Genomic DNA, 21,900 nt, shown 5'->3' with positions numbered 1-21,900 from the left:
GCTTGCTGCCCCCCGAGGGGGCTGCGCCGCCTTGGGGGCGGCCCGGCGGCGGCGCCCGCGCCCCTCAGAATGAGCGGGATTGCCCCGCTTATCCCCACCAACTGTGGACAACCCGGCAGATAACTTCTGCACAGCCCGAAAAAGTCCTTTCGTTCCAGTGACTTGCGAAACGCGATCAAATGCCGCTCAGGCATGATAGATTTGCGCGTTCCCTGGACGAGTCAGTATGAGCAGAACGTTTACCCGCGAGGACACCCGCAAGCTTGCCGCCGTGCTGGCCGAAACCGCCCTGGCGGAGGTCATGCCACGCTACCGCAACCTGCCGGAAGGAGCAGTCCGGAACAAGAGTTCGCCGCGCGACCTGGTGACCGACGCGGACGAAGCGGCCGAACGCCTGATCGCCGCCCGCCTGTCCAAGCTGCATCCCGGCGCCGTGCTGATCGGCGAAGAAGCCTCAGCGCGCAATCCCGCCCTGCTGAACATGCTGGTGGACGCCGACCTGGCCTTCCTGATCGACCCCATCGACGGCACCCGCAACTATGTGGCCGGCCTGCCGCTGTTCGGCATGATGATCGCGGCGTGTCACCGTGGCGACGTGATCGCCGGGGTCATCTACGACCCGGTCAACCGCGACAGCGCGCTGGCCGTGCGGGGCGAAGGCGCCTGGATGGAATACGAAAACGGCCGGCAGGCGCCCCTGACGGTGGCCAGTCCGGCGCCCCCCGAGGACATGGATGGCCTGATCTCTACCGGCGCCCTGCCCGAGCCGCTGCGCACCGTCGTCAACGGCAACTTGTCGCGCCTGGGCAGCACCTCGTCGCTGCGGTGCGCCGCGCATGAATACCGCATGCTGGCAGCGGGCCATTGCCACGTGGCGCTGTACAACCAGTTGACGGCTTGGGACCATGCGGCGGGCTGGCTGCTGCACCGCGAGGCCGGCGGCTACGCCGCTCGCTTCGACGGGTCGCCTTACAAGCCCACGCACCGCACGGGCGGACTGCTTTATGCTCCGGACGCCGGCAGTTGGCACGCTGCCCGCAAAGCGTTGCTGGGCGACGGCATTGACGCCACGGAGCCCTGAAAAATCGGGGTTATCCCTAGGAATTATCCACAGTTCCTGTGGACAACCCTATGGAAAGGTCTGTAACTGCGCGAAAAATCCCTTACAGGGCAAGCACTTGCTTAGACCGATCAAAAACCGGCCGGCAAAAACCGTGCCTACAGGGCGTCCAGCGCCACCGCGCAAGGCTGTTCCACCTTCAGTGTCAGCAGCGGATCCGCCCGGGTACGGCCCAGATTGATGGCGGCGATCGGCATGCCGTTGCGGGAGGCCGCCGTCACGAAGCGGTAGCCTGAATACACCATCAGCGATGACCCGACCACCAGCACCGCGTCGGCGCTCATCAGGCCGGCATTGGCCCGGTCGACGCGGTCGCGGGGCACGGTTTCACCGAAAAAAACCACGTCCGGCTTGACGATGCCGCCGCAGCGCGGGCAAGGCGGGACGGTGAACCGCGAGAAATCCTCGCCGTCCAGGTCCGCGTCGCCGTCGGGCGCATCGGTGGCGTCCAACGAGGTCCATTCCGGGTTGCCGTGCTGCAGGTCGTCTTGCCAGGCCTGGCGGCCGCCGCGCCAATCGCAATTCATGCAGCGCACCTCGTCCAGCCGGCCATGCAGGTCCACGACTTCGCGGCTGCCTGCGGCTTCATGCAGGCCATCGACATTCTGCGTGACCAGCACGGTGACGTGGCCGTGCGATTCCAGACGCGCCAGCGCGCGGTGCGAATCATTGGGCTTGACGCTGCCGAAGCGCCGCCAGCCGACCATGCTGCGGGCCCAGTACCGCGCCCGCGCAAGGTCGTCTCCCATGAAGGTCTGCAGCGTCATGGGCGGCTTGCGCTTCCATTCGCCTTCGGTGTCGCGGTAGTCGGGGATGCCCGAGTCGGTGCTGACACCCGCCCCCGTCAGGACGAACAGCCGCGGGTGGCGGTCGATGAAGCCGCGCAGCGCGGCCAGATCCGAGACTCGTGTATCCATCCTGACTCCTCTGTCCTGGCCGTCCGCCCCGGCGGCGCCACGCGCGTGAAGGCGGCGTTCAGCCGCCCAGGCCGCAATCCGGCATGTCGCTGACCAGGCTGGCCTGCGTGACGTTGCTGCCCGGCGCCACGCTGCGCGTCAGCCAGACATTGCCGCCGATGGTCGACCCCTTGCCGATCGTGACGCGGCCCAGGATCGTGGCGCCAGCGTAAATCACGACGTCGTCTTCGATCAACGGGTGGCGCGGCAGGCCCTTCTTGAGCTCGCCGTTTTCACCGGGCGGAAAGCGCTTGGCGCCCAGCGTCACCATCTGGTAGAGGCGCACGCGGTCACCGATGATGGCGGTTTCGCCGATGACGACGCCCGTGCCGTGATCGATGAAGAAACTGCGGCCGATCGTGGCGCCGGGATGGATGTCGATGCCGGTGTCGGCATGCGCGATCTCGGCCACGATGCGTGCCAGCATCGGCACGTTCAGGCGGTACAGGACGTTGGCCAGGCGGTGATGGATCATCGCGGCCACGCCGGGATAGCACAGCAGCACCTCGTCCACGCTGTGCGCGGCCGGATCGCCTTGATAGGCGGCGGTCACGTCCAGGTCAAGCGCGGCACGCACGCGGGGCAGCTCGGCGCCGAACTGGCGCACGATCTCGATGGCGCGCCGCTGCGTATCGGCCGGGTCCACGTGTTCATGGCGGCCCATGTACTGCAGTTCCAGACAGACCTGATGCAGCAGCGCATCCAGCGCAGCGCCGATGGTGTGTCCAACGTAGAAGTCTTCGACCTCTTCGCGCAGGTCGATCGGACCCAGGCGCATCGGGAACAAGGCGCCACAGAGGTCCTTGATGATCTGGCGCAGGCTTTCCTGCGATGGAAATTCACGCAAGCCCGAATCTTCACGCAGGCGGCCACGCGGACCGCGCCACGCGACACGCGCTTCGCGCAGGCCGGACACGATGCTGTCCAGGTTCCAGTGGGCCGGCGGCAGGTAGGAGGGGCCGCTCATTGCCGCGGCTCCGGCAAGGCGCCGCTAAGCCCGGCATACGGATGGAATTCAAACATGGAAGTGCCTCACTGACGGTACAGGGCCCGGGCGGCCAGGCCGCCGGGCCATGTTGCTACGCAATAATCCCGTCAACTGTAACCGCTCGCGCCCTTTTTCCGTAACCCTTCCGACATGCCATTGGGGTTATGCGGCGGCCTTCCCCCGCCCCGGCGGTTCGTGCGCCGGTTGCGCCTGGGCGGGCCGTTCGCCGGCCGGCCCCGCATCGCCCGACGCCTCGTAGCCTTGCGGATTGCCTTGCTGCCAGCGCCACCCGTCCGCGCACATGGCGGCCACGTCATGCGTGCTGCGCCACCCCAGCAGGGACGCCGCCAACGCCGGGTCGGCCCACATCCGTTCGATGTCGCCGGGCCGCCGCGCCTGGGTGCGCATGGGGATGCGGCAGCCATTGACCTGTTCAAAGGCCCGCACCAATTCCAGCACGCTGGTGCCCTGCCCCGTTCCCAGGTTCACCGCGACAAAGCCCGGATGCCCTTCGGAATACGCCAGGGCCTGCACATGGCCTTGCGCCAGGTCCATCACGTGCAGATAGTCGCGCACCCCGGTGCCGTCGGCCGTCGCGTAGTCGTCGCCGAACACGCGCAGGAACGGCTGCCGGCCCACCGCCACCTGGGTGATGAAGGGGAACAGGTTGTTGGGCAGGTCACGCGGGCTTTCGCCGATCAACCCGCTGGGATGCGCGCCGATGGGGTTGAAGTAGCGCAGCGTGACCGCGCTGAAGGCGGGATCCGCCGCGCAGACATCGCGCAGCATCTCTTCCACCATCCATTTCGTGCGGCCATAGGGGTTGGTGGGCGCCAGCGGGTGGGCCTCGGTAAACGGCAAGTAGCGCGGTTCGCCGTAGACGGTGGCCGATGAACTGAACACCAGCCGCGCGACGCCGGTGTCGCGCATGGCGCGTAGCAGGGCCAACGACCCCGCCACGTTGTTGTCGTAGTACTTCAGCGGATCCGCCACCGATTCCCCAACCGCCTTGCAGCCCGCCAGATGCAACACCGCCTGCACCGGCTCCCCCCGCGCCGCGGCCTCGGCCAGCACCGATTCCATCAGGCCCGGGGTGCGGATATCGCCCTCTATCAGCGGAATCGGAACGCCGCACAGGCGTTCGACCCGGTGCACGGCCTCGCGGCTGCCGTTGCTGAAGTTATCCAGCACCAGCGGCCGCTGGCCTGCCGCCAGCATCGCAACCAGCGTGTGCGTACCGATATAGCCCGCGCCGCCCGTCACCAGCACATTCAGCTGTGGCATGCCCGTCCCCGTCAAAGATGGGCCGCCATGCCCGGCACCCACGCATGCCGCGAGCGCGGCGCCTGGGCATGGCCGCGATAGCGGTCGATCCAGTACGACGTGGACGCGTCATGGCCCCAGTCCACCACCCCGGCCGACACCGGAACCGCCAGCTCGCGTTCGATGCCGGTGGCCAGGCGCTTGCCCAATTCCACGCCCCATTGGTCGAAGGGATTGATGCCCCAGACCACGCTTTGCACGAACACCTTGTGCTCGTACAAGGCCAGCAGCGCACCCAGCCCGCGCGGGTCCAGCTGGCGCAGGACGATCAGGGTCGACGGCCGCCCGCCCGGATGCACCATGTGCTGCGCGAGGCTTAGCGCGCGTTCCTGGTCGTCGATATGCGCCACATCCAGCAACGCCTCTTCCAGGCATTTGCCGCGTAGCAGCGCCTGCCGCTGCGCCAGGCAATTGGCCAGCAGCATGCGGTGCGCATCGGGGCTGTCGGCATGACCCTGCAGGCTGGCGATGAAGTCGACCGGCGCGCCCTCCTCGCTCTGGTGCAACCATTGAAAGAACGTATGCTGCCCGTCGGTGCCGGGCATGCCCCAGATGATGGGCGCCGTTGGCACGCCGACCGCCGCGCCGTCGCCCGCCACGCGCTTGCCCAGGGATTCCATTTCCAGCTGCTGCAAATACGTCACCAGATGCAGCAACCGCGCGCTGTACGCGGCGATGTTCAGCGAGTTGTGGCCCAGCACACTGCAATTCACCAGGCCGGCCAGGGCCAGCTGGATCGGCGCATTGGAGGCGAACGGCGCCTGCTGGAAATGCTGGTCCATGGCCTCGGCGCCCGCCCGCATGCCGATCAGCACGTCGGCGCCCACCGTCAACGCGATCGACAGCCCGGCGACCGACCAGACGGAATAGCGTCCGCCGACCCAGTCGCACATCTTGAACACCTGGCTGGCCGGCACGCCCAGGGCGCGCGCGGCGGGTGCATTCGCGGTAACCGCCGCCAGGTGTTCGGACACGTCCGCCACGCCACCTTGCTTGAGCCACGCAATGGCGGCCCGCGCGTTGTGCAGGGTCTCGGATGTCGTGAAGGACTTGGACGACACCACGACCAGGCAGCGGCGCGGATCCAGCCCCGCCACGGCGTCATGAAAGGCATGGCCGTCGATGTTGGACACAAAACGGATCTGGCGTCGTTGCGACGGCCCGCCAAACGCCTGAATGGCCAACCGCGGGCCCCAGTCGCTGCCGCCGATGCCGATATGCAGCACCGTGGAAAAGTCCGCCGTCTGGTCCAGCTTGCGGACGAAATCGGTCATGCGCGAATACTCGCAGACGGAATCCGCATCCTGGCCGTCCGGTTGCTCGCGGGTGCGGCCGGCGCGCAGCGCGGTGTGCCACGCCGGTTTGCCTTCGGTCCAGTTGACCGGGTCGCCCGCGAACAGCGCGTGGCGCGCGTCCGCCAACCCGCGCGCCTGCAGCAGGTTCAGCGCCGCCCCCTCCAAGGCGGGGGACTGCCGCTGCATGGTCAGGTCCACGCACAATCCCGCTGCCTCGATCACTTTCAACGTGCCGGCGTCCAGTCCGGCGCTTTGCGCCGCTTGCGCGAACGCCTGCCACTCGGGGCTGTGCGCCAAGCCGGAGTTCGCCCTTAACGCCTCAATCGCATAGTTGGCCTTACCCATCGCGTGATGCTCCTTAGAACGGTAAACGAACGTGAGGTGCAATGCGCCGGAACGCTTTGCGGAAGTCCTCCTCGATACGGGCCAATGCGGCCACGGTGTCTCCTTCAAAACGCAAAACCACCGTCGGCGTGGTGTTGGACGGACGCGCCAGGCCGAAGCCGTCGGCATAGTCCACCCGGACGCCATCCAGGTCGTTGATGGAGACGGCGCCAGGGAATTCCCCCTGTGCGCGCAACATGTCTACCAGTTCGAACTGTTCGCCTTCGGCGGTGTCCAGCTTGATCTCGGGGGTGGCGCAGGATTGCGGCAGGCCTTCCAGCAAGGCCGACGGGTCCGGCGCCGACGACAGGATTTCCAGCAGCCGGGCGGCGGCGTAAATGCCGTCGTCAAAGCCATACCAGCGCTCTTTGAAGAACATGTGGCCGCTCATCTCCCCAGCAAGCAGCGCTCCCGTCTCGCGCATCTTGGCCTTGATCAGCGAATGACCGGTCTTCCACATGGTGGCCCGGCCGCCCGCTTCAACGATGGCGCGCGCCACATGGCGGCTGCACTTGACGTCGTAGATGATCTCGGCGCCCGGATTGCGCTCCAGCACATCGCGTGCGAACAGGATCAGTTGACGATCCGGCCAGATGATCTGTCCCGACTTTGTCACCACGCCCAGCCGGTCGCCGTCGCCGTCGAACGCCAGGCCCACTTCGCAGTCGGAATAACGCAGGCAATAGATCAGGTCCTGCAGGTTCTGCGGGTCGGCCGGGTCGGGATGGTGGCCGGGGAACGAGCCGTCCACTTCGCAAAACAGTTCCGTCACTTCGCAGCCCAGCGCGCGGAACAACGCCGGCGCCACCGCGCCCGCCACCCCGCTGCCGCAGTCGATGGCGATCTTCATCGGACGCGCCATGCGGATGTCGCCCAGCAGGCGGGCGGCATAGCAAGGCTGGATCTGCATCTGCGTGCGCCCGCCGGACACGGCGGCGGATTCGATCGGCAGGCGCATCGCGTCGCGCAGGGCCGTGATGCCTTCGCCGTACAGCGAAGCGCCTTCCAGCACAATCTTGAAGCCGTTGTGCGCCGGCGGGTTATGGCTGCCCGTGACGGCGATGCCGGCGCCCGTGTCCATCAGCCGCGTGGCGAAATACACCATCGGCGTGGTGGCCATGCCAATGTCGATGACATGCATGCCCGCCGAACGCAACCCCGCCTGCAGCGCCGCCGCCAGTTCCACGCTGCTGATGCGGCCGTCGCGGCCCACCACGATCGACCGCGCGCCCTGCTGCCGCGCCTGCGTCCCCGCCGCCATGCCCAGGCTGTGGGCGAAGCGCGCATCGATTTCATCCGGCACCGTGCCGCGTATGTCGTAAGCCTTGAAAACCGCATCCAGAATTTGCGGGGTATCCCAGCCAAAAGTTCCGTGCATGCCAGTTTCTCCGGGTGGCGTTATTTGGGGCCGTTCTGTTTGAAATCGCCGTAATACGCCGCACGGGAATACCGATAGCTCCCATACTTGGAGCGGAAGCCGAATCGCTCCGGCATGAGCTTGAGGCCGTTGAACAGCACGCCATCCACTGGCGCGCCGGCCTGAATCAGCCGCTTGGCCGTTTCGCGGATCTCGCCCACGGTGTTCATCCCCGAACGCACGACCACCATGACCGCCGCCGCATGCGTGCCCACCACCGCCGCGTCGGGCGACGACAGCACGGGCGCCGTATCCAGGATCACCATGTCGTACTGCGACGCCAGCTCGCGCAGGGTCGCGCCAAACACGGGCGAGGCCAGCAGCTCTGAAGGATCGAACGTCACCGCGCCAGTGGCGATGAAGTCCACGCCTTCGGACACGCTGTGCTTCCTGACGCGCGTCAGCGGAATCGTGCCCGCCAACACTTCAAACAGGCCGTCCTCCTTGGGCACGCCGAAGTAGCGGTTCAATTGGCCCTTGCGGAAGTCGGCGTCGATCAGCAGCACGCGCTTTCCCACGCCGCCCTGGATGAAGGCAAAGTTGGCCGACAGGAACGACTTGCCCACGCCGGCCACCGGGCCGGTGAACATGACCATGTTGTTGGCGGACTGGCGCAACGACGCCTGCAGCACATTGCGGAACGAACGCAGGCTTTCAATGGGCGGCGCGTTGCCCTGGCTTTGCGCCAACAGCGCAGGCACCGTCGCGTTCTTGCGGCGGCTGCGGCGCCACAGCTTGTCCTGCATGTCGCTGTACGGAATGGCGGCCAGCACCGGCAGCCCCGTATAGCGCTCGACATCATCGGGTTCCGACAGCCCGCCGAACAGCGCATTGCGGACGAAAGCGCACAGCATGCCGAAGATCAGGCCGATGACCGTGGCCACGCCGAGAATGATCGCGGCTTTGGGGCGCACGGGGCGGTCGGGTTGCACGGCCGCGTCCAGGATGCGCACGTTGCCCACCTTGCCTGCGCGGATCAGACGCAACTGCTGCGCGTTGTTCAACAGACCGGTGTAGAGCTCGGTGTTGACGCGCACGTCGCGCACCAGCCGCACGACATCCTGCTCAAGATCCGGCAACTGCTTGATGTTGTTGCCGATGCGGCTGACGTCGCCGGAGAGCGACGTGATCTGGCGGTCGATGGCCACGATGCTGGGATGGGTCGGCGCAAAGCGCGTGATCAGTTCCTGCCGTTTGGAGCGCAGCTCCATCACCTTGGTCTGCGCATCCACGGACTGCGCCAGGATCAACTTGGCCTCTTCGCTCAGGTCGATCGTGCCGCGCTTGTTGCGCAAGGTGTTGTACTTGGTCTCGGCGGCATCCAGCTCTCCCTTCAAGATAGGCAGCTGCTGCTCCAGGAACGTCAGCGACTTCTCGGCCTGGGCCGACTTCCGGTTCACGTTCTGCTGCACGTATTCCTGGCCGATCTGGTTCAGCACCGCGGTCGTCAGCGCGGGATCATTGCCTTCCAGCGTGACGCCGATCACGCCCGAGGCGCGGCCACGCTCGAAGATGCCCAGGTGCGACTGCACGTCTTCGATAGCCGCCAGACGCGACGTGCGCGACACGGTGAATTCCGTGCCGGGACGGCCGGCCAGGGCGTCGATGTGCACGTCCATCGCGCCGCCGCCGGGCAACATGAAATGCTCGGGCTTGCCGACGGTGCCCGTGAACGTGGCGCCCGTGAATTTGTCGGCCAGCGTGTAGCGGCCTTCGCCCAGCGCAGTCACGCGAAAGGGCTTGCCCAGCCATTCGTTGGGCACGTCCAGCTGCGAGATCGCGATGGATTCCCCGCCCCACGCGTATCCGCCGCGCGGCAGGCTGGAGGGATATGGCAAGGCCTCATAGCGCTGCGCCAGCCATTCGCCCACGACGGGGAAATAGCGCGGCTTCGCGTGGATGTAGAGCAGGAACTTGTCGACCGCCGGGCCCACCACCATGCGCGAGCGCAGCACTTCCATTTCACCGGAGGTCTCGGCCTTGGTATCGAACATGGCCGAAACGTCGCCAAGCAGGCTACGCGCCTGGCCATTGGGCATTTCCTCTTCGACCTGGACAATGATGTCGGCCGAATAGACCGATGGGGTCACCATCACATAGGCCAGCGCGCCGAAGAAGGCGAGCAACGTGATCGCGATGATCATCCACCGGTTCGACACGATGGCGTCCACATGCGAGGACAACGGGGTTTCCTGCTGGCGAGCCGGGACGTTCGGCTCGAATGATTCGATGGGCAACGACATGCAGCTCTCCAGACGTGGGCGCCGCGGCAGTTGCGGCGCCCCCAAAGGCGTTGGTTTAGGGTCTGGCGACCCCGAAAGGCGGACTAGTCGATCGATTTCACGGTCTGTACCGTTTGCGCGCTCGGGAACAGGTTGCTGATGAAGCGGTTCCACCGCACCAGCGCTGCCGTATCCACGAACACGACGTCTTTGGGTTCCAGCTCGAACTTCGCTCCTACGGCCAGAGCTTGCGGCGACTTGGCGTTCAGGTGGAACACCTGCGGCGTCGCTTGCTCGGTACTGCGGACCACAAACACTTGCGACGCGTCGGCCGTGAGCTGGTTCGGACCTCCTGCCATGCCCAGCGCCTCGGTCAACGACATGCGTCCGTCGCGCATCACCACCGTGGTGGGCAGGAACACTTCGCCCATCACGAACACCTTGCTGTCGTCGCGCGGCGTCACACGCACGATGTCGCCCGACTTCAGCATGACCTGATTCAAGTCCTGGCCTCGCTCGATCAGCGCGGGCAGATTCACGCGGGTACGGCGGCCTTCACGAATCACATAGACGGCGCTGCGGTCGGCGGTGGGCAACAAGCCTCCCGCGCGGTTGACCGCTTCAAGCAGGGTCATCGGAATGTCGTTGATCGCTACCGTGCCCGGCAACTTGACCTCGCCTTCGACGTAGACGCGCTTGCTGCGATAGCCAAGCACGCGTACCGTGATCTGGGGATCCTGGATGTACTTGCCGGAACTATTGACTATGAGATTGCGCGCCTGAAGTTCCGTCAACCCCGCCACTTTCAGCAATCCCGTATAGGGAAATTGGATATATCCCGAGGATGACACCGTATAGCCCGGAATGCCCGAGGCGGTATCCCCCATGACTAGTTCGGTTACCCCTGTCCCGATAGCGTAGGTTTGCGTCGGAAGGACGAGCTCGGGGTGATCCCACACCACGATGGAGAGGATGTCTCCGGGGCCGATGCGATAGGGCTCGACGCTGCCGACCAGGCGGTTCACGCCGTCGTTGTCGATCAATGCCTGGCGCGCGCGCAGGTCGTCCACGACCAGCGACGGCGTGATCTCCTTGATCGGCGCGACGGAGTTCGGATCCAGGGGATCAACGAGGTGGCCGGCGTTGAAGGTCATACCGGGTGACAGGGCGCAAGCGCCTAGCGAGGACACGAGCGCGATAGCGGCGATGGCTCGGCTCAACGTTCCGAAAAATGTCGTCATGGCAAATCCACTGTGAATGACTTCGTTGCTTGGAATGGAGCCCGATGCGTAACGGGTTGCGACATTCCACTCTCTTTTCGAAGCCCCGCACATTCGACGGATGCCCTAAGCCTTCTCCTACATCGTTTGGAGGTTTCGGGTACGCCTTGCACTCAATAAGATTTCGTCGGTAGCCCCATGTTTTTGCGGCACTGCATCGTTTTTTTCGGCCGCAAGAAGAAGACTCCCCACGAACAGGAGTGCGCGATGGACCCGTCCAACACGGACACGTCGGCAAGATTCAGCGGGGCAAGCTATCTGTACCGCTTGCTCGACGCCGCGATCGTCATCACCTGCGGCCTGACTGCCACCGGCTTGAAATTCTCGGACGATGCTCTGGCGGATCCTCCGCAGATTCATCTGTTTCTGATCTATTTGTGCGGCCTGGGCGTCATCGCCATCTTCCCGGCGTACCGCCTCTATGTGTCTTGGCGCGGCCGCCTGCTGACGGATCTGGTGGTGCGCAGCCTGATGGCCTGGGCCACCGTGTTCGCGCTGGGCATTCTTGTCAGTTTTCTCATGCACCAGACCGCCGCGATATCGCGCATTTGGGCGGCTACCTGGTTCGGCATGACCGCACTGACGCTGGCCGGCGTGCGCATCGCCGTGTATGCGGCGCTTGGGGCGGCGCGCGACCGCGGGCTGAACAAGAAGAATGTCTTGCTGGTGGGATTCGGCGCACTGGGCCATGACCTGTGGCGCCGCGTCGAACGGTATCGGGGCGCAGGCTACAACGTGGCGGGCATCTACGCCGAGCCGCATGAGAGCCTGCCGCCGCAAGTACGCCGCCTGCATGACCTGGATAACCTGCACGCCTTCGTCCACGAGCACAACGTGCGGGAAATCTGGATCGTCCTTCCGATGGAGGCGGGCCAGGAACTGCGTGAAGTGCTCTACCACCTGCGCAACGACCTGGTGGATATCCGCTGGATTCCCGACGTGATGTCGATCCAGTTGCTGGGCCACCGAATCGGCGAATTCCTGGGGCTGCCCGCCATCCAGCTCAATAGCCTGCCGGCCGCCGGCGTGCGCGGCTGGGCCAAAGAGGTCTTCGACCGCGGGTTCGCCTTGTGCGCGCTGATCGGGCTGTCACCGTTGATGATATCCATCGCCCTGATGGTGAAGCTGACGTCCCGTGGCCCCGTTTTCTTCACCCAGCCGCGCCTGGGCGTGGATGGCAAAGTGTTCCACGTCTACAAGTTCCGCACCATGACCGTGCACCAGGAACATGGCACGGTGACGCAGGCGACGCGCAACGATTCCCGCATTACGCGTATTGGCGGCTTTCTGCGGCGCACCAGCCTGGATGAGCTGCCGCAGTTCCTGAACGTGCTGATGGGCGACATGTCTGTCGTCGGGCCCCGTCCGCACGCGCTGGAGCACAACGAAATGTACAAGGACCTGGTGCAGCGCTACATGATGCGCCATCGGGTCAAGCCGGGCATCACGGGCTGGGCCCAGGTCAATGGGTTCCGCGGGCAGACGGACACGCTGCGCAAGATGAGCGACCGCGTCGAGCACGACATCTACTACATCCAGCACTGGACGTTTCGGATGGACCTGCTGATCATCGCGCGCACGGCCGTGTCGGGATGGACGGGCCGCAATGTCTACTAAGCCTTTGGGATGGCCCGGGCAAGACGCCCGGGCGGATACGGCCCCGGACGGCATGCTGGCGCAGGCCGACTTCCGCCAGGCGGTCGAGATGCTGCCGCTGGTGTCCATCGACCTGCTGCTGCGCGACGCCAATGGCCGTTACCTGACGGGCCTGCGGACCAACCCGCCCGCCCGGGGCGCCTGGTTCGTGCCCGGTGGCCGCATCCGCAAGAACGAATCGCTGCGCAGCGCGCTGCACCGTATCGCCCGCGACGAGCTTGGGCTGCCCATCGCAGCCGAGGTCTGGACCCCGCGCGGCGTGTACGAACACTTCTATGGCACCAATTTCGCGGGTGAAGCCGGACGCTCCACCCATTACGTCGTCCTCGCCTATGAGGCCGAACTGTCGTTGAACGCCGCAAGCCTTCCCCAGGCCCAGCACCGGAGTTACCGCTGGCTGCCTGCGGAAGAGATCGCCGCCGACCCCGGCGTGCATCCGTACACCCAGGCCTACTTCAAGGAGTGAGCGCCATGACGAATCCCCCTCCCCCCTACCGGGCTGTCATTCTTTGCGGCGGTTCCGGTTCGCGCCTGTGGCCGTTGTCGCGCGAACTGCTGCCGAAGCAGTTCATCCGTTTGACCGATGCCCGCAGCCTGTTGCAGAACACGCTGCTGCGGTTGGGGTCGGCGGGCGCCCAGGCCAAGCCGATGCTGGTTTGCAACGACGCCCACCAGTACATCGCCGCCGAACAGGCGCTGGAACTGGGCATCAAGGACGTCGAGGTGATCCTGGAGCCCTTCGCGCGCAATACCGCGCCGGCGATCGCCGCGGCCACGCTGCGCGCCATGCGCGACGGCGAAGACCCCATCATGCTGATCATGCCGTCCGACCACGTGCTGGAAGACGGCGCAGTGCTTAGCGCCGCCTTTGCCGACGCCTACGAGGCCGCGCGCCAAGGCGCGCTGGTGACGTTCGGGATCACTCCGACCGCGCCGCTTAGCGGCTACGGCTATATCCAGTCGGAAGAGCCCGGCGTCATGGCGCCGGCGCGCCGCGTGCGCCGCTTCGTGGAAAAGCCGTCGCCGGAAGTGGCGCAACGCTTCATCGAAGACGGCGGCTACTACTGGAACAGCGGCATGTTCGCCTTCCAGGCCTCGGTCTTCCTGGCTGAAATGGCGCGCCTGGCGCCGAAAATGCTGGAACAGGTGCAGGCCGCCGTCGCCACCGGCCACGGGGAAGACGGGCTGTTCCACCTGGACGGGCCGTCATTCGAGGCTTGCCCCAGCGATTCCATGGACTACGCCATCATGGAACGCACGGACAGCGCCGTGGTCATCCCGCTGGCCGCCTCGTGGAGCGACGTCGGCGCCTGGGACGCCGTCTGGGGCATCGCCCAGAAGACGGAGGAAGGCAATTCGACCACCGGCGACGTCATGGTGGAGGACTCGCGCAACTGCCTGATCCACTCCACCAGCCGGCTGGTCGCTTCGGTGGGCCTGGACGACATCGTGGTGATCGAAACGGCCGACGCCGTGCTGGTCGCGCACAAGTCGCGGTCTCAGGACGTCAAGCGCCTGGTCGAGATCTTCAAGACCCAGCACCGGTCCGAACTGAACCACCACCGCGAGGTGCAGCGCCCATGGGGGTCCTACGACTCGGTGGGCCACGGGCCGCGCTACCAGGTCAAGCGCATCACGGTGAAGCCGGGCGCGCGCCTGTCTTCCCAGATGCATCACCATCGGGCGGAACACTGGATCGTGGTGTCCGGCACGGCTCGCATCTACAACGGCGACAAGCAGTACCTGCTGACCGAGAACCAGTCGACCTACATCCCGCTGGGCGAAACCCACAGCCTGGAAAACCCGGGAAAGATCCCGCTGGAGATCATCGAGGTCCAGTCAGGCGCGTATCTCGGCGAAGACGACATTGTCCGCTTCCAGGACATGTATGGAAGAGTATGAGCCCCCACGCCACACGCGCTCCGCGCGTTCGCTGCCCCCCGAGGGGGCGCCTTTTGCCTTGGGGCGGCCCGGCGATGAAAAGGAGCCCCCTCGCCACACGCGCTATGCGCGTTCGCTGCCCCCCGAGGGGGCGTCTTTTGCCTTGGGGCGGCCCGGCGGCAAAAGTGCGTTCTGGAAGGCCGGAGTGGCGCGGGCGTGCCTGCCTCTGGCGGCGGTGTTCTTCGCCGTGCTGGTGACCGTGGGCAATTTGCCGGGGCTGGCGGCCGACATGTCCGATGCCTTCGGCGACAAGCGCCTGCATCTTGTGGCCTACGCCTTCCTGGCCGCGTTGATTTACCTGTCGGTCAACCGGCGCCCGGCCCTGGTGGCCATGCTGGTCGTCACGGCGTTAGGTGCGCTGGATGAATCAATCCAGTCCCTTTTTCCCTATCGACAGGCTGAACTCTTAGACCTTTTGGCCGATATCTTGGCGGCTGGTGCAACAGTAATCTCATTGCACATCGGTTCCGCAGCCTTCGGCTCCTTTCGTGAAGTCACTAAGTCTTAAGGATACAACCATGCCAAAACGGGCACTGATTACCGGCGTTACCGGCCAAGACGGGGCCTATCTGGCGGAGTTCCTGCTGGCCAAGGGCTATGAGGTCCACGGCATCAAGCGGCGTGCTTCGCTGTTCAACACCGCGCGCATCGACCACCTGTACCAGGATCCCCACGACAAGCCGCGCAATTTCGTGCTGCATCACGGCGACATGACCGACTCGTGCAGTCTGATCCGCATCGTGCAATCGGTGCAGCCCGACGAGATCTACAACCTGGCGGCGCAAAGCCACGTGGGCGTCTCGTTCGAAGAACCCGAGTACACCGCGAACGCGGACGGGCTGGGCACCTTGCGGCTGCTGGAAGCCATCCGCATCCTGAAGCTGGAGGAAAAGGCGCGCTTCTACCAAGCCTCCACCTCGGAACTGTATGGCCTGGTGCAGGAAACCCCGCAGAAGGAAACCACCCCCTTCTACCCGCGCAGCCCCTATGCCGCGGCAAAGCTATACGCCTATTGGATCAGCGTGAACTACCGCGAAGCGTATGGGATGTACGCCTGCAACGGCATTCTGTTCAACCATGAATCGCCCAAGCGCGGCGAGACCTTCGTCACCCGCAAGATCACGCGCGGCCTGGCGCGCATCGTGCTGGGCCTGCAGGAATGCCTGTACCTGGGCAACCTGTCGGCGCTGCGCGACTGGGGCCATGCCCGCGACTACGTCGAAATGCAGTGGTTGATGCTGCAGCAGGACACCCCGGAAGACTACGTCATCGCCACGGGCATGCAATACAGCGTGCGCGAATTCATCAATACCGCGGCGCGCGAGCTGGGCATCCTGCTGGCCTGGGAAGGCGAAGGCCTGGAAGAAACGGCCACCGTGCTGTTCTCGCCAGTCCATGACATCAAGCCCGGCCAAGTGATCGTGCGCGTGGATCCCCGGTACTTCCGTCCGACCGAAGTGGAGACCCTGCTGGGCGACCCCACCAAGGCGCGGGAAAAGCTGGGCTGGTCGCCGCGCACCACGTTTGCGCAGCTGGTCAAGGAAATGGTGGAAAGCGACCTGAAGGATGCGCGCCGCGACGCCCTGGTCGAACAGAACGGCTACGAAATCTACGCCTACAAGGAGTAGCCCGACATGACGAACCTGGACCAACGCGTGTTTGTCGCCGGCCATCGCGGCATGGTGGGCGCCGCGATCACCCGCGAACTGCAGCGCCGCGGCTACCCGCAGGTGCTGACCCGCACCCGCACCGAGCTGGACCTGGAAAACCAGAACCAGGTGCACCGCTTCTTCTCGACCACCCCGGTCGATGTGGTGTACCTGGCCGCCGCCCGCGTCGGCGGCATTCTGGCCAACCAGAATCATCCGGTCGACTTCCTGTACAAGAACCTGATGATCCAGTGCAACGTGATCCGCGCCGCGTATGCGGCCGGGGTGCGCAAGCTGCTGTTCCTGGGTTCGTCATGCATCTACCCGCGCGAGGCCCCACAGCCGATCCGCGAAGATGCCCTGCTGACCGGTCCGCTGGAAGCCACCAACGAGCCCTACGCCATCGCCAAGATCGCGGGCTTGAAGCTGTGCGAAGCCTATCAGCGGGAATACGGCGCGCGCTTCATTTGCGCCATGCCGACCAACCTGTACGGCCCGCACGACAACTACGACCTGCACAGCAGCCATGTGCTGCCCGCGCTGATTCGCAAATTCCACGAGGGCCGCGAAGCGGGCCAGGAAAGCGTCACGATCTGGGGCACGGGCACGCCGCTGCGCGAGTTCCTGTATGTGGACGACCTGGCCCAGGCCTGCGTGACCCTGATGGAGCATCCCGACGCCGAAGGCATCTACAACATCGGCGCGGGCAAGGACATTTCCATCGCGGACCTGGCGGCGCTGGTGGCGCGCGTCGTGGGGTACCACGGGCGCATCGTCTACGACACCAGCAAGCCGGACGGCACGCCGCGCAAGCTGATGGACTCGTCGCGCGTGCAGGCGCTGGGCTGGCGGCCCGGCATTTCGCTTGTCGACGGCATCGCGCTGGCCTATGGGCATTTCCTGCGTGAACGCGTCGAACAACCCCGACAGGCGCTGCCCGTGGCCTGAGGGCCGCGCCAGCATGCAACACAGGCTACCCGATGCTTGGATTCGTCAGAAAACACATCGCCGGCAACGCTTCCTTCTGGGGGCTGGTGGAATACGGCATCGGCCCGGTCGCGGCGCTGGTGGCGCTGCCCATCCTGTTCCGTCAGCTGGGCACCGTCGGCTTTGGCCAGTACTCGATGATCATCGCGCTGGCCGGGTTCGGCAATGCCGCCAACCTGGGCGCGGCCGTGACCGCGACCAAGCTCGTGTCCGAACGGATGCACGAACCGGGCGGCGCCTACCGCGCGGCGGGCGTCAGCATGTCGCTGATCGGTTGCGCGCTGGGCGTGGTCACGCTGGCCGCCGTGCTGTTGTGGGCGGTCGTCGGCCTGGCCTGGCCTGCCGCCACCTTCGGCGGCGTCGCGGTGACCTTGCTGGCCATGCCGGCGCTGGCCATCTATCTGACTCAGCAGTATGACCAGCTGTTCTCGGGTTGCCTGAAAGGGCGCGAAGATTTCCGCGCCACGGCGCTGTGCGAAGTCTTCAGCCGTTCCGCAACGATGGCGCTGGCTTGCGCCACGGCCTGGCTGACGGCGTCGCCCACCTGGACGGGCGTGGCCCAGGCCTTCGGGCTGCTGGTCGCCGGCACCGTGAAGATGCGCGTGTTCTCGCGCGCCTACGGACGGGTGCTGGTGCGCCCTGTGCGTGACCGCGCCGCGATGATGGACGCATTCAAGTTTTCCCGCTGGTCCTGGCTGAACAGCCTGAGCGCGCTGGCGTTCGGGTCCGTGGACCGCGTGCTGGTGGGCAGCCTGATGGGACCGGCCGCGCTGGCGATCTATACGGTTGGCGTCCAGGTCGGACAGATCATCCATACCGCCGCGGTGGCGATCTTCCAGAAGGCCATGCCGCGCGTCAGCCGCCTGTCGGTGTCGCCGCCCTATGCCGGCGCCGCCGAACGCGAGATCCGCCGCATGATGCTGTGGAACCTGGCGCTGTCCGCCGGCGCCACGCTGGCGGTGCTGGCCGTGAGCCAGCCGCTTCTGAACCTGCTGCTGGGCGACAACGTGGCCACAGGCCATCTTGACACCTTCCGGCTACTGATCGTGGCATCGGGGCTGCTGTCCCTGAATGCGGCGGCGCACTTCTCGCTGCTCGGTCTGGGAAATTCCCGCGCGGTCGCCATCCTGAACGGTTTGGGCGGGCTGGCGATGCTGTGCGTCATGGCGGGATTGGTACACGCGGCGGGTGAGCACGCCGCGGCTTGGGGCCGCATGGCCTACGCGGCGATCACGCTGGCCGGCGTCGCTCTCGCCATCCGTCAATCCCGCCCCGACTTCCCGGGCGCATTGCCAGCGGCCACCCGTTAACCCCAACATGTTGAGGTCTTACATGCGCAAGCGTCATAACGAGTATTCACGTCAGCTCATCGACTTCGTCCGCGAACTCCGTCCGCCCGCGCCCATCGCCGGCGGCCTGCTGCCCAAGCTGACCATCGTGACCCCCTCGTTCAACCAGGCCAAATTCCTGGAACGCACCATTCTGTCCGTGCTGAACCAGGGCTATCCGCGACTGGAGTACATCATCATCGATGGCGGGTCGACCGACGGCAGCGTGGACATCATCCGCAAGTACGAGCGGTACCTGACGTACTGGGAAAGCACCCCCGACCGCGGCCAGTCCCATGCCATCAACAAGGGATTCGAACGGGCCACCGGCGATTACGTCGGCTGGCAGAATTCCGACGACCTGTACTTTCCGGGCGCGCTGCGCAAGCTGGGCGCGGCCGCGGCGCGAGGCCGCGCGCCAATCGTCAGCGGCAACCTGTTCGTGGCCGACGCCAACAACCAGATCTTCCGCAAGATCCACTACACGCCCGTCAACCGAGGCACGCTGACGGTGGTGAAGGCGTCGATTCCCAACCAGTCGGCCATTTTCCGCCGCGATCTGCTGCGCAAATACGGGCTGCTGCAGGAAAGCATGCGCTACTGCATGGACCTGGAGCTGTGGAGCCGGCTGCTGCGCGAGGGCAAGAACCTGATCGTGCCGGACGCGCTGGGTGTCTATACGGCGCATGACGAAACCAAGACGGCCCTGATGCAGGACGTGCTGCTGGAAGAGCGCGAACAGATCGTGACCCGCATCCGGCGCACCGAACCGGGACTGGGCCGGCTGTTCGAACTGTCCTGCCGCGCATCGAAGGTGGCCGCGCATGCCCGCCAGGGAGACCTGTCCTACCTGTTCGAAAAGCTGACCACCAAGATCTTCAGACGCGACGACTGGGCCGCGCACTAGGACACCGACATGAGCCCGCATCGCCGCCTATCCACCCTGCACCTGCTGGGGCTGTTCGCGTTCACCGCCCTGGCATTGAACGACGACCGCTTCATCCTGGGCGTGGGCAGCTTCAAGCTGTCGCCTTTCGACGTCCTGTTCGTCGCCATGCTGGCCGTCAAGGCGCTGCGGCTGGCCGAGCCCAGCGCCTACGCCTTGCCCCGCGGCGTGCTGGGCGCGCTGCTGGGCCTGCAGGCGATGTCGGTGATCTACCTGCTGCTGGTATCGCTCCATCACCCCGGCATCGAGACCGGCGACGTGGCGCGCGACCTGCGCATCGTGTTCTATTTCCTGTGCACGCCATTCCTTTGCTACAAGGACATCGATAGCCCCGCCGCTTACGCCGTGCTGCAAAAGTACATCGTGGCGGCCTGCCTGGCGGTGGCCACGCTGATGCTGCTGGAACAGGCGCAGGGTTTCAGCGTGTCCAACCCGCTACGCAACGTGCGGCTGGGCGTGTGGGCGATCCCGTTCGGCGTGGTGTCGCTGCTGACGTTCCGGCGCACGCTGAACGTGTCCGGGCCCAAAGCCTATGCGCTGACGCTGTACATGCTGTTGGCCCTGGTGTTTTCGCTGAATCGCAGCCAATACCTGCAATTGGCGGTGTCGGTGGTGATTGCGGTGCTGCTGGGCACGGGCCCTGAAATCCGTCGGCGCGCGGTGCTGATCTTTGCGCCGGCCGCCGTCGCGGGTGTGCTCGTGTTTGCCAGCATCGGCTACCTGGACGTGCTGACCAACCGCATCTTCAGCGTCGAAAAGCTGGACGAAGATTCCAGTTACGGCGCACGCATCCAGGAAATGCAGGGGCAGATGGACTCCTTCGCCGAAAGCCCCGTATTCGGCAAGGGCGCGGGGTTCCGCAGTTGGGTCATGGGCGAAAACGGCTTCGAACTGAGCACCTTCGCGCACAATTCCTGGGCCTTTTACCTGATGAAGTTCGGCGTGGTCGGCACGATCATGATCATGCTGCCGCCCCTGCTGATATTGCTGCTGACGCTGCTCAGGCGCTACCAGCATCCGGGCCTGGAAATGCACCGGCGCTACCTGTTGGCGACCGCCCCCATCTACATCTTCATCGATTCGCTCTCCGGCGGGCTGGCCTATGCGCCCAAGACCGCGTTCACCGGATTCCTGCTGTGCTATTGCCTGTCGCTGATGCGCAATGCGCAGATCATGCCCGTGCCTCGGGCGGACACGCCCGCAGCACCGTTCACCCCCAGCCACCGCCCGGACGCCGCGCGCCGGGCGCTACCGAGAGTGATTCCCCATGCCTGATGTCTTGTTTGTCGCGCCGGACTTGCACGGCGGCGTCGGAAGGTGCGTCGCCTTCATCGTGGACGCCTTGCCGGAACAGGGCGTGGATTCCGCCCTGTTCCTGCTGCGGTCGCGCAACCGCGAGTATCCGGTCGGCAACCCGAAGGTCACCCGCGCGCTGCCGGTCATTGAATCGCCCACCAAACTGCGGCTGATGCTGCCCCTGGCGTTCATGCGCCTTGTGGCCCAGATCCGGCGCGACAAGCCCGCCATCGTGTGCTCGCATGGCCTGTTGTGCAACATGCTGGTCGTTCTGGCCAGGAAGATCCTGGGCGGCACGTTCCGGACGGTCGCGTTCGAGCACAGCAGCCCGGCCATCCACTACGGCGCATCGCGGATGCGGCGCCTGAAGTGCTGGCTGGTCAGCCAGACCTACCGCCGCCACGACGCGGTCGTGGGCGTGTCCCGTGGCGTGAAGGAAGACCTGGTCAGCATGTTTCCGCCGCTGCGCGGCAAGGTCCACACGATCTACAACGGCGTGCCGCTGGACAACGTGCGCAGACAAGGCGCCCAGCGCCCGGAAGGCGGCACGACGACGCCCTATCACGTCGTGGCGGTGGGCCGGCTGGAAGCCGTGAAGGACTACGCCACGCTGATCGACGCCGCCGCGCTGCTGGACGACCCCGGCATCGCCTTCACCATCCTGGGAGAAGGCTCCGAGCACGCAGCGCTGCAAAGGCGCATCGACGAGCGTCCGTCCCGCACGTCCGTGACGCTGGCCGGTCACATCGACAACCCATTCCCCGTGATCGCCGGCGCCGGCGCCTTCGCGCTGACGTCCATCCGCGAGAGCTTCGGCAATGTGCTGGTTGAAGCGCTGTGCCTGGGCGTGCCGGTAATTTCGACCGACTGTCCCCATGGGCCGGCGGAAATACTGGACGCCGGCCGCTACGGCCTGTTGGTGCCGGTGGGCGACGCGGCGGCGTTGGCCGATGCCGTGCGCCGCCTGGCCTACGACGGCGACATCCGCGAGCAGCTGGCCGCCCGAGGCCCCGAGCGCGCCGACGCCTTTTCCCTAGAGCGGCATTGCCGCAACGTCATCGCGCTATTCCAGCCGCTGATGCAACGCGGCACGCCCTGAACAGGACAGCATC

At 65.7% G+C, this 21,900-nt stretch carries 18 protein-coding genes; 11 read left to right on the top strand and 7 right to left on the bottom strand.

The annotated features are described in order from the left end of the window. Nucleotides 1–226: 226 nt before the first annotated feature. Nucleotides 227–1,081 carry an inositol monophosphatase family protein gene (locus CQ050_RS14845; protein WP_105557585.1) on the top strand — a complete coding sequence of 285 codons (855 nt, stop codon included), beginning with the start codon at nucleotides 227–229 and terminating at the stop codon, nucleotides 1,079–1,081. Nucleotides 1,082–1,218: 137 nt separating this feature from the next. On the opposite strand, the gene CQ050_RS14840 is transcribed toward CQ050_RS14845, so the two are convergent. The 7 genes from CQ050_RS14840 to CQ050_RS14810 form a co-directional block, all read right to left on the bottom strand. Continuing rightward, on the bottom strand, nucleotides 1,219–2,037 hold the full coding sequence (locus tag CQ050_RS14840) for an NAD-dependent protein deacetylase (RefSeq protein ID WP_105557584.1): 819 nt from the start codon (nucleotides 2,035–2,037) through the stop codon (nucleotides 1,219–1,221). A 58-nt stretch (nucleotides 2,038–2,095) separates the two neighbouring features. Beyond that, complete coding sequence (gene epsC, locus CQ050_RS14835) at nucleotides 2,096–3,043, bottom strand: serine O-acetyltransferase EpsC (protein WP_105557583.1); 948 nt, start codon at nucleotides 3,041–3,043, stop codon at nucleotides 2,096–2,098. Between the two features lie 183 nt (nucleotides 3,044–3,226). Beyond that, nucleotides 3,227–4,348 (bottom strand): UDP-glucose 4-epimerase GalE, encoded by a 1,122-nt coding sequence (gene galE / locus CQ050_RS14830; RefSeq protein ID WP_233214053.1) that lies wholly within the window; start codon nucleotides 4,346–4,348, stop codon nucleotides 3,227–3,229. 11 nt (nucleotides 4,349–4,359) lie between these two features. Then, a complete protein-coding gene (pgi, locus tag CQ050_RS14825; protein ID WP_105557582.1) occupies nucleotides 4,360–6,027 on the bottom strand; it encodes a glucose-6-phosphate isomerase in 1,668 nt (555 codons plus the stop codon). A 13-nt stretch (nucleotides 6,028–6,040) separates the two neighbouring features. After that, the gene (locus tag CQ050_RS14820) at nucleotides 6,041–7,444 is read right to left on the bottom strand and encodes a phosphomannomutase/phosphoglucomutase (RefSeq protein WP_105557581.1); all 1,404 of its coding nucleotides are present in this window, start codon (nucleotides 7,442–7,444) and stop codon (nucleotides 6,041–6,043) included. A gap of 20 nt (nucleotides 7,445–7,464) precedes the next feature. Next, nucleotides 7,465–9,726, bottom strand: a complete 2,262-nt coding sequence (locus tag CQ050_RS14815; protein ID WP_105557580.1) for a GNVR domain-containing protein — start codon at nucleotides 9,724–9,726, stop codon at nucleotides 7,465–7,467. An 83-nt stretch (nucleotides 9,727–9,809) separates the two neighbouring features. Continuing rightward, complete coding sequence (locus CQ050_RS14810; protein WP_105557579.1) at nucleotides 9,810–10,946, bottom strand: polysaccharide biosynthesis/export family protein; 1,137 nt, start codon at nucleotides 10,944–10,946, stop codon at nucleotides 9,810–9,812. Between the two features lie 246 nt (nucleotides 10,947–11,192). On the opposite strand from CQ050_RS14810, the gene CQ050_RS14805 reads away from it, so the two are divergent. From CQ050_RS14805 to CQ050_RS14760, 10 genes are read left to right on the top strand one after another with little or no spacing between them, the layout of a single operon-like run. Next, nucleotides 11,193–12,602 carry an undecaprenyl-phosphate glucose phosphotransferase gene (locus CQ050_RS14805; protein ID WP_105557578.1) on the top strand — a complete coding sequence of 470 codons (1,410 nt, stop codon included), beginning with the start codon at nucleotides 11,193–11,195 and terminating at the stop codon, nucleotides 12,600–12,602. Between the two features lie 52 nt (nucleotides 12,603–12,654). Continuing rightward, nucleotides 12,655–13,107 carry a GDP-mannose mannosyl hydrolase gene (locus CQ050_RS14800; protein ID WP_105557577.1) on the top strand — a complete coding sequence of 151 codons (453 nt, stop codon included), beginning with the start codon at nucleotides 12,655–12,657 and terminating at the stop codon, nucleotides 13,105–13,107. Between the two features lie 5 nt (nucleotides 13,108–13,112). Beyond that, a complete protein-coding gene (locus CQ050_RS14795) occupies nucleotides 13,113–14,543 on the top strand; it encodes a mannose-1-phosphate guanylyltransferase/mannose-6-phosphate isomerase (RefSeq protein WP_105557576.1) in 1,431 nt (476 codons plus the stop codon). Next, complete coding sequence (locus CQ050_RS31110; RefSeq protein WP_233214051.1) at nucleotides 14,530–15,090, top strand: VanZ family protein; 561 nt, start codon at nucleotides 14,530–14,532, stop codon at nucleotides 15,088–15,090. The genes CQ050_RS14795 and CQ050_RS31110 overlap by 14 nt, the downstream gene beginning before the upstream one ends. Before the next feature lie 10 nt (nucleotides 15,091–15,100). Next, the gene (gene gmd, locus CQ050_RS14785; RefSeq protein ID WP_105557575.1) at nucleotides 15,101–16,210 is read left to right on the top strand and encodes a GDP-mannose 4,6-dehydratase; all 1,110 of its coding nucleotides are present in this window, start codon (nucleotides 15,101–15,103) and stop codon (nucleotides 16,208–16,210) included. A gap of 6 nt (nucleotides 16,211–16,216) precedes the next feature. Continuing rightward, nucleotides 16,217–17,179 carry a GDP-L-fucose synthase gene (locus tag CQ050_RS14780; RefSeq protein WP_105557574.1) on the top strand — a complete coding sequence of 321 codons (963 nt, stop codon included), beginning with the start codon at nucleotides 16,217–16,219 and terminating at the stop codon, nucleotides 17,177–17,179. 32 nt (nucleotides 17,180–17,211) lie between these two features. After that, entirely contained in the window at nucleotides 17,212–18,528 is a 1,317-nt protein-coding gene (locus CQ050_RS14775) for a lipopolysaccharide biosynthesis protein (RefSeq protein ID WP_105557573.1), read from the top strand. 22 nt (nucleotides 18,529–18,550) lie between these two features. Continuing rightward, nucleotides 18,551–19,453, top strand: a complete 903-nt coding sequence (locus CQ050_RS14770) for a glycosyltransferase family 2 protein (RefSeq protein ID WP_105557572.1) — start codon at nucleotides 18,551–18,553, stop codon at nucleotides 19,451–19,453. 9 nt (nucleotides 19,454–19,462) lie between these two features. Beyond that, nucleotides 19,463–20,767, top strand: coding sequence for an O-antigen ligase family protein (locus CQ050_RS14765; protein WP_105557571.1), 1,305 nt, complete (start codon nucleotides 19,463–19,465; stop codon nucleotides 20,765–20,767). Beyond that, on the top strand, nucleotides 20,760–21,887 hold the full coding sequence (locus CQ050_RS14760; RefSeq protein WP_105557570.1) for a glycosyltransferase: 1,128 nt from the start codon (nucleotides 20,760–20,762) through the stop codon (nucleotides 21,885–21,887). The genes CQ050_RS14765 and CQ050_RS14760 overlap by 8 nt, the downstream gene beginning before the upstream one ends. Nucleotides 21,888–21,900 lie beyond the last annotated feature (13 nt).

Source organism: Achromobacter sp. MYb9, assembly GCF_002975275.1.
Taxonomy (GTDB): Bacteria; Pseudomonadota; Gammaproteobacteria; order Burkholderiales; family Burkholderiaceae_B; genus Achromobacter.
The sequence above is the reverse complement of the archived record's forward strand: the minus strand, read 5'-3'. Positions and strand labels throughout refer to the sequence as shown.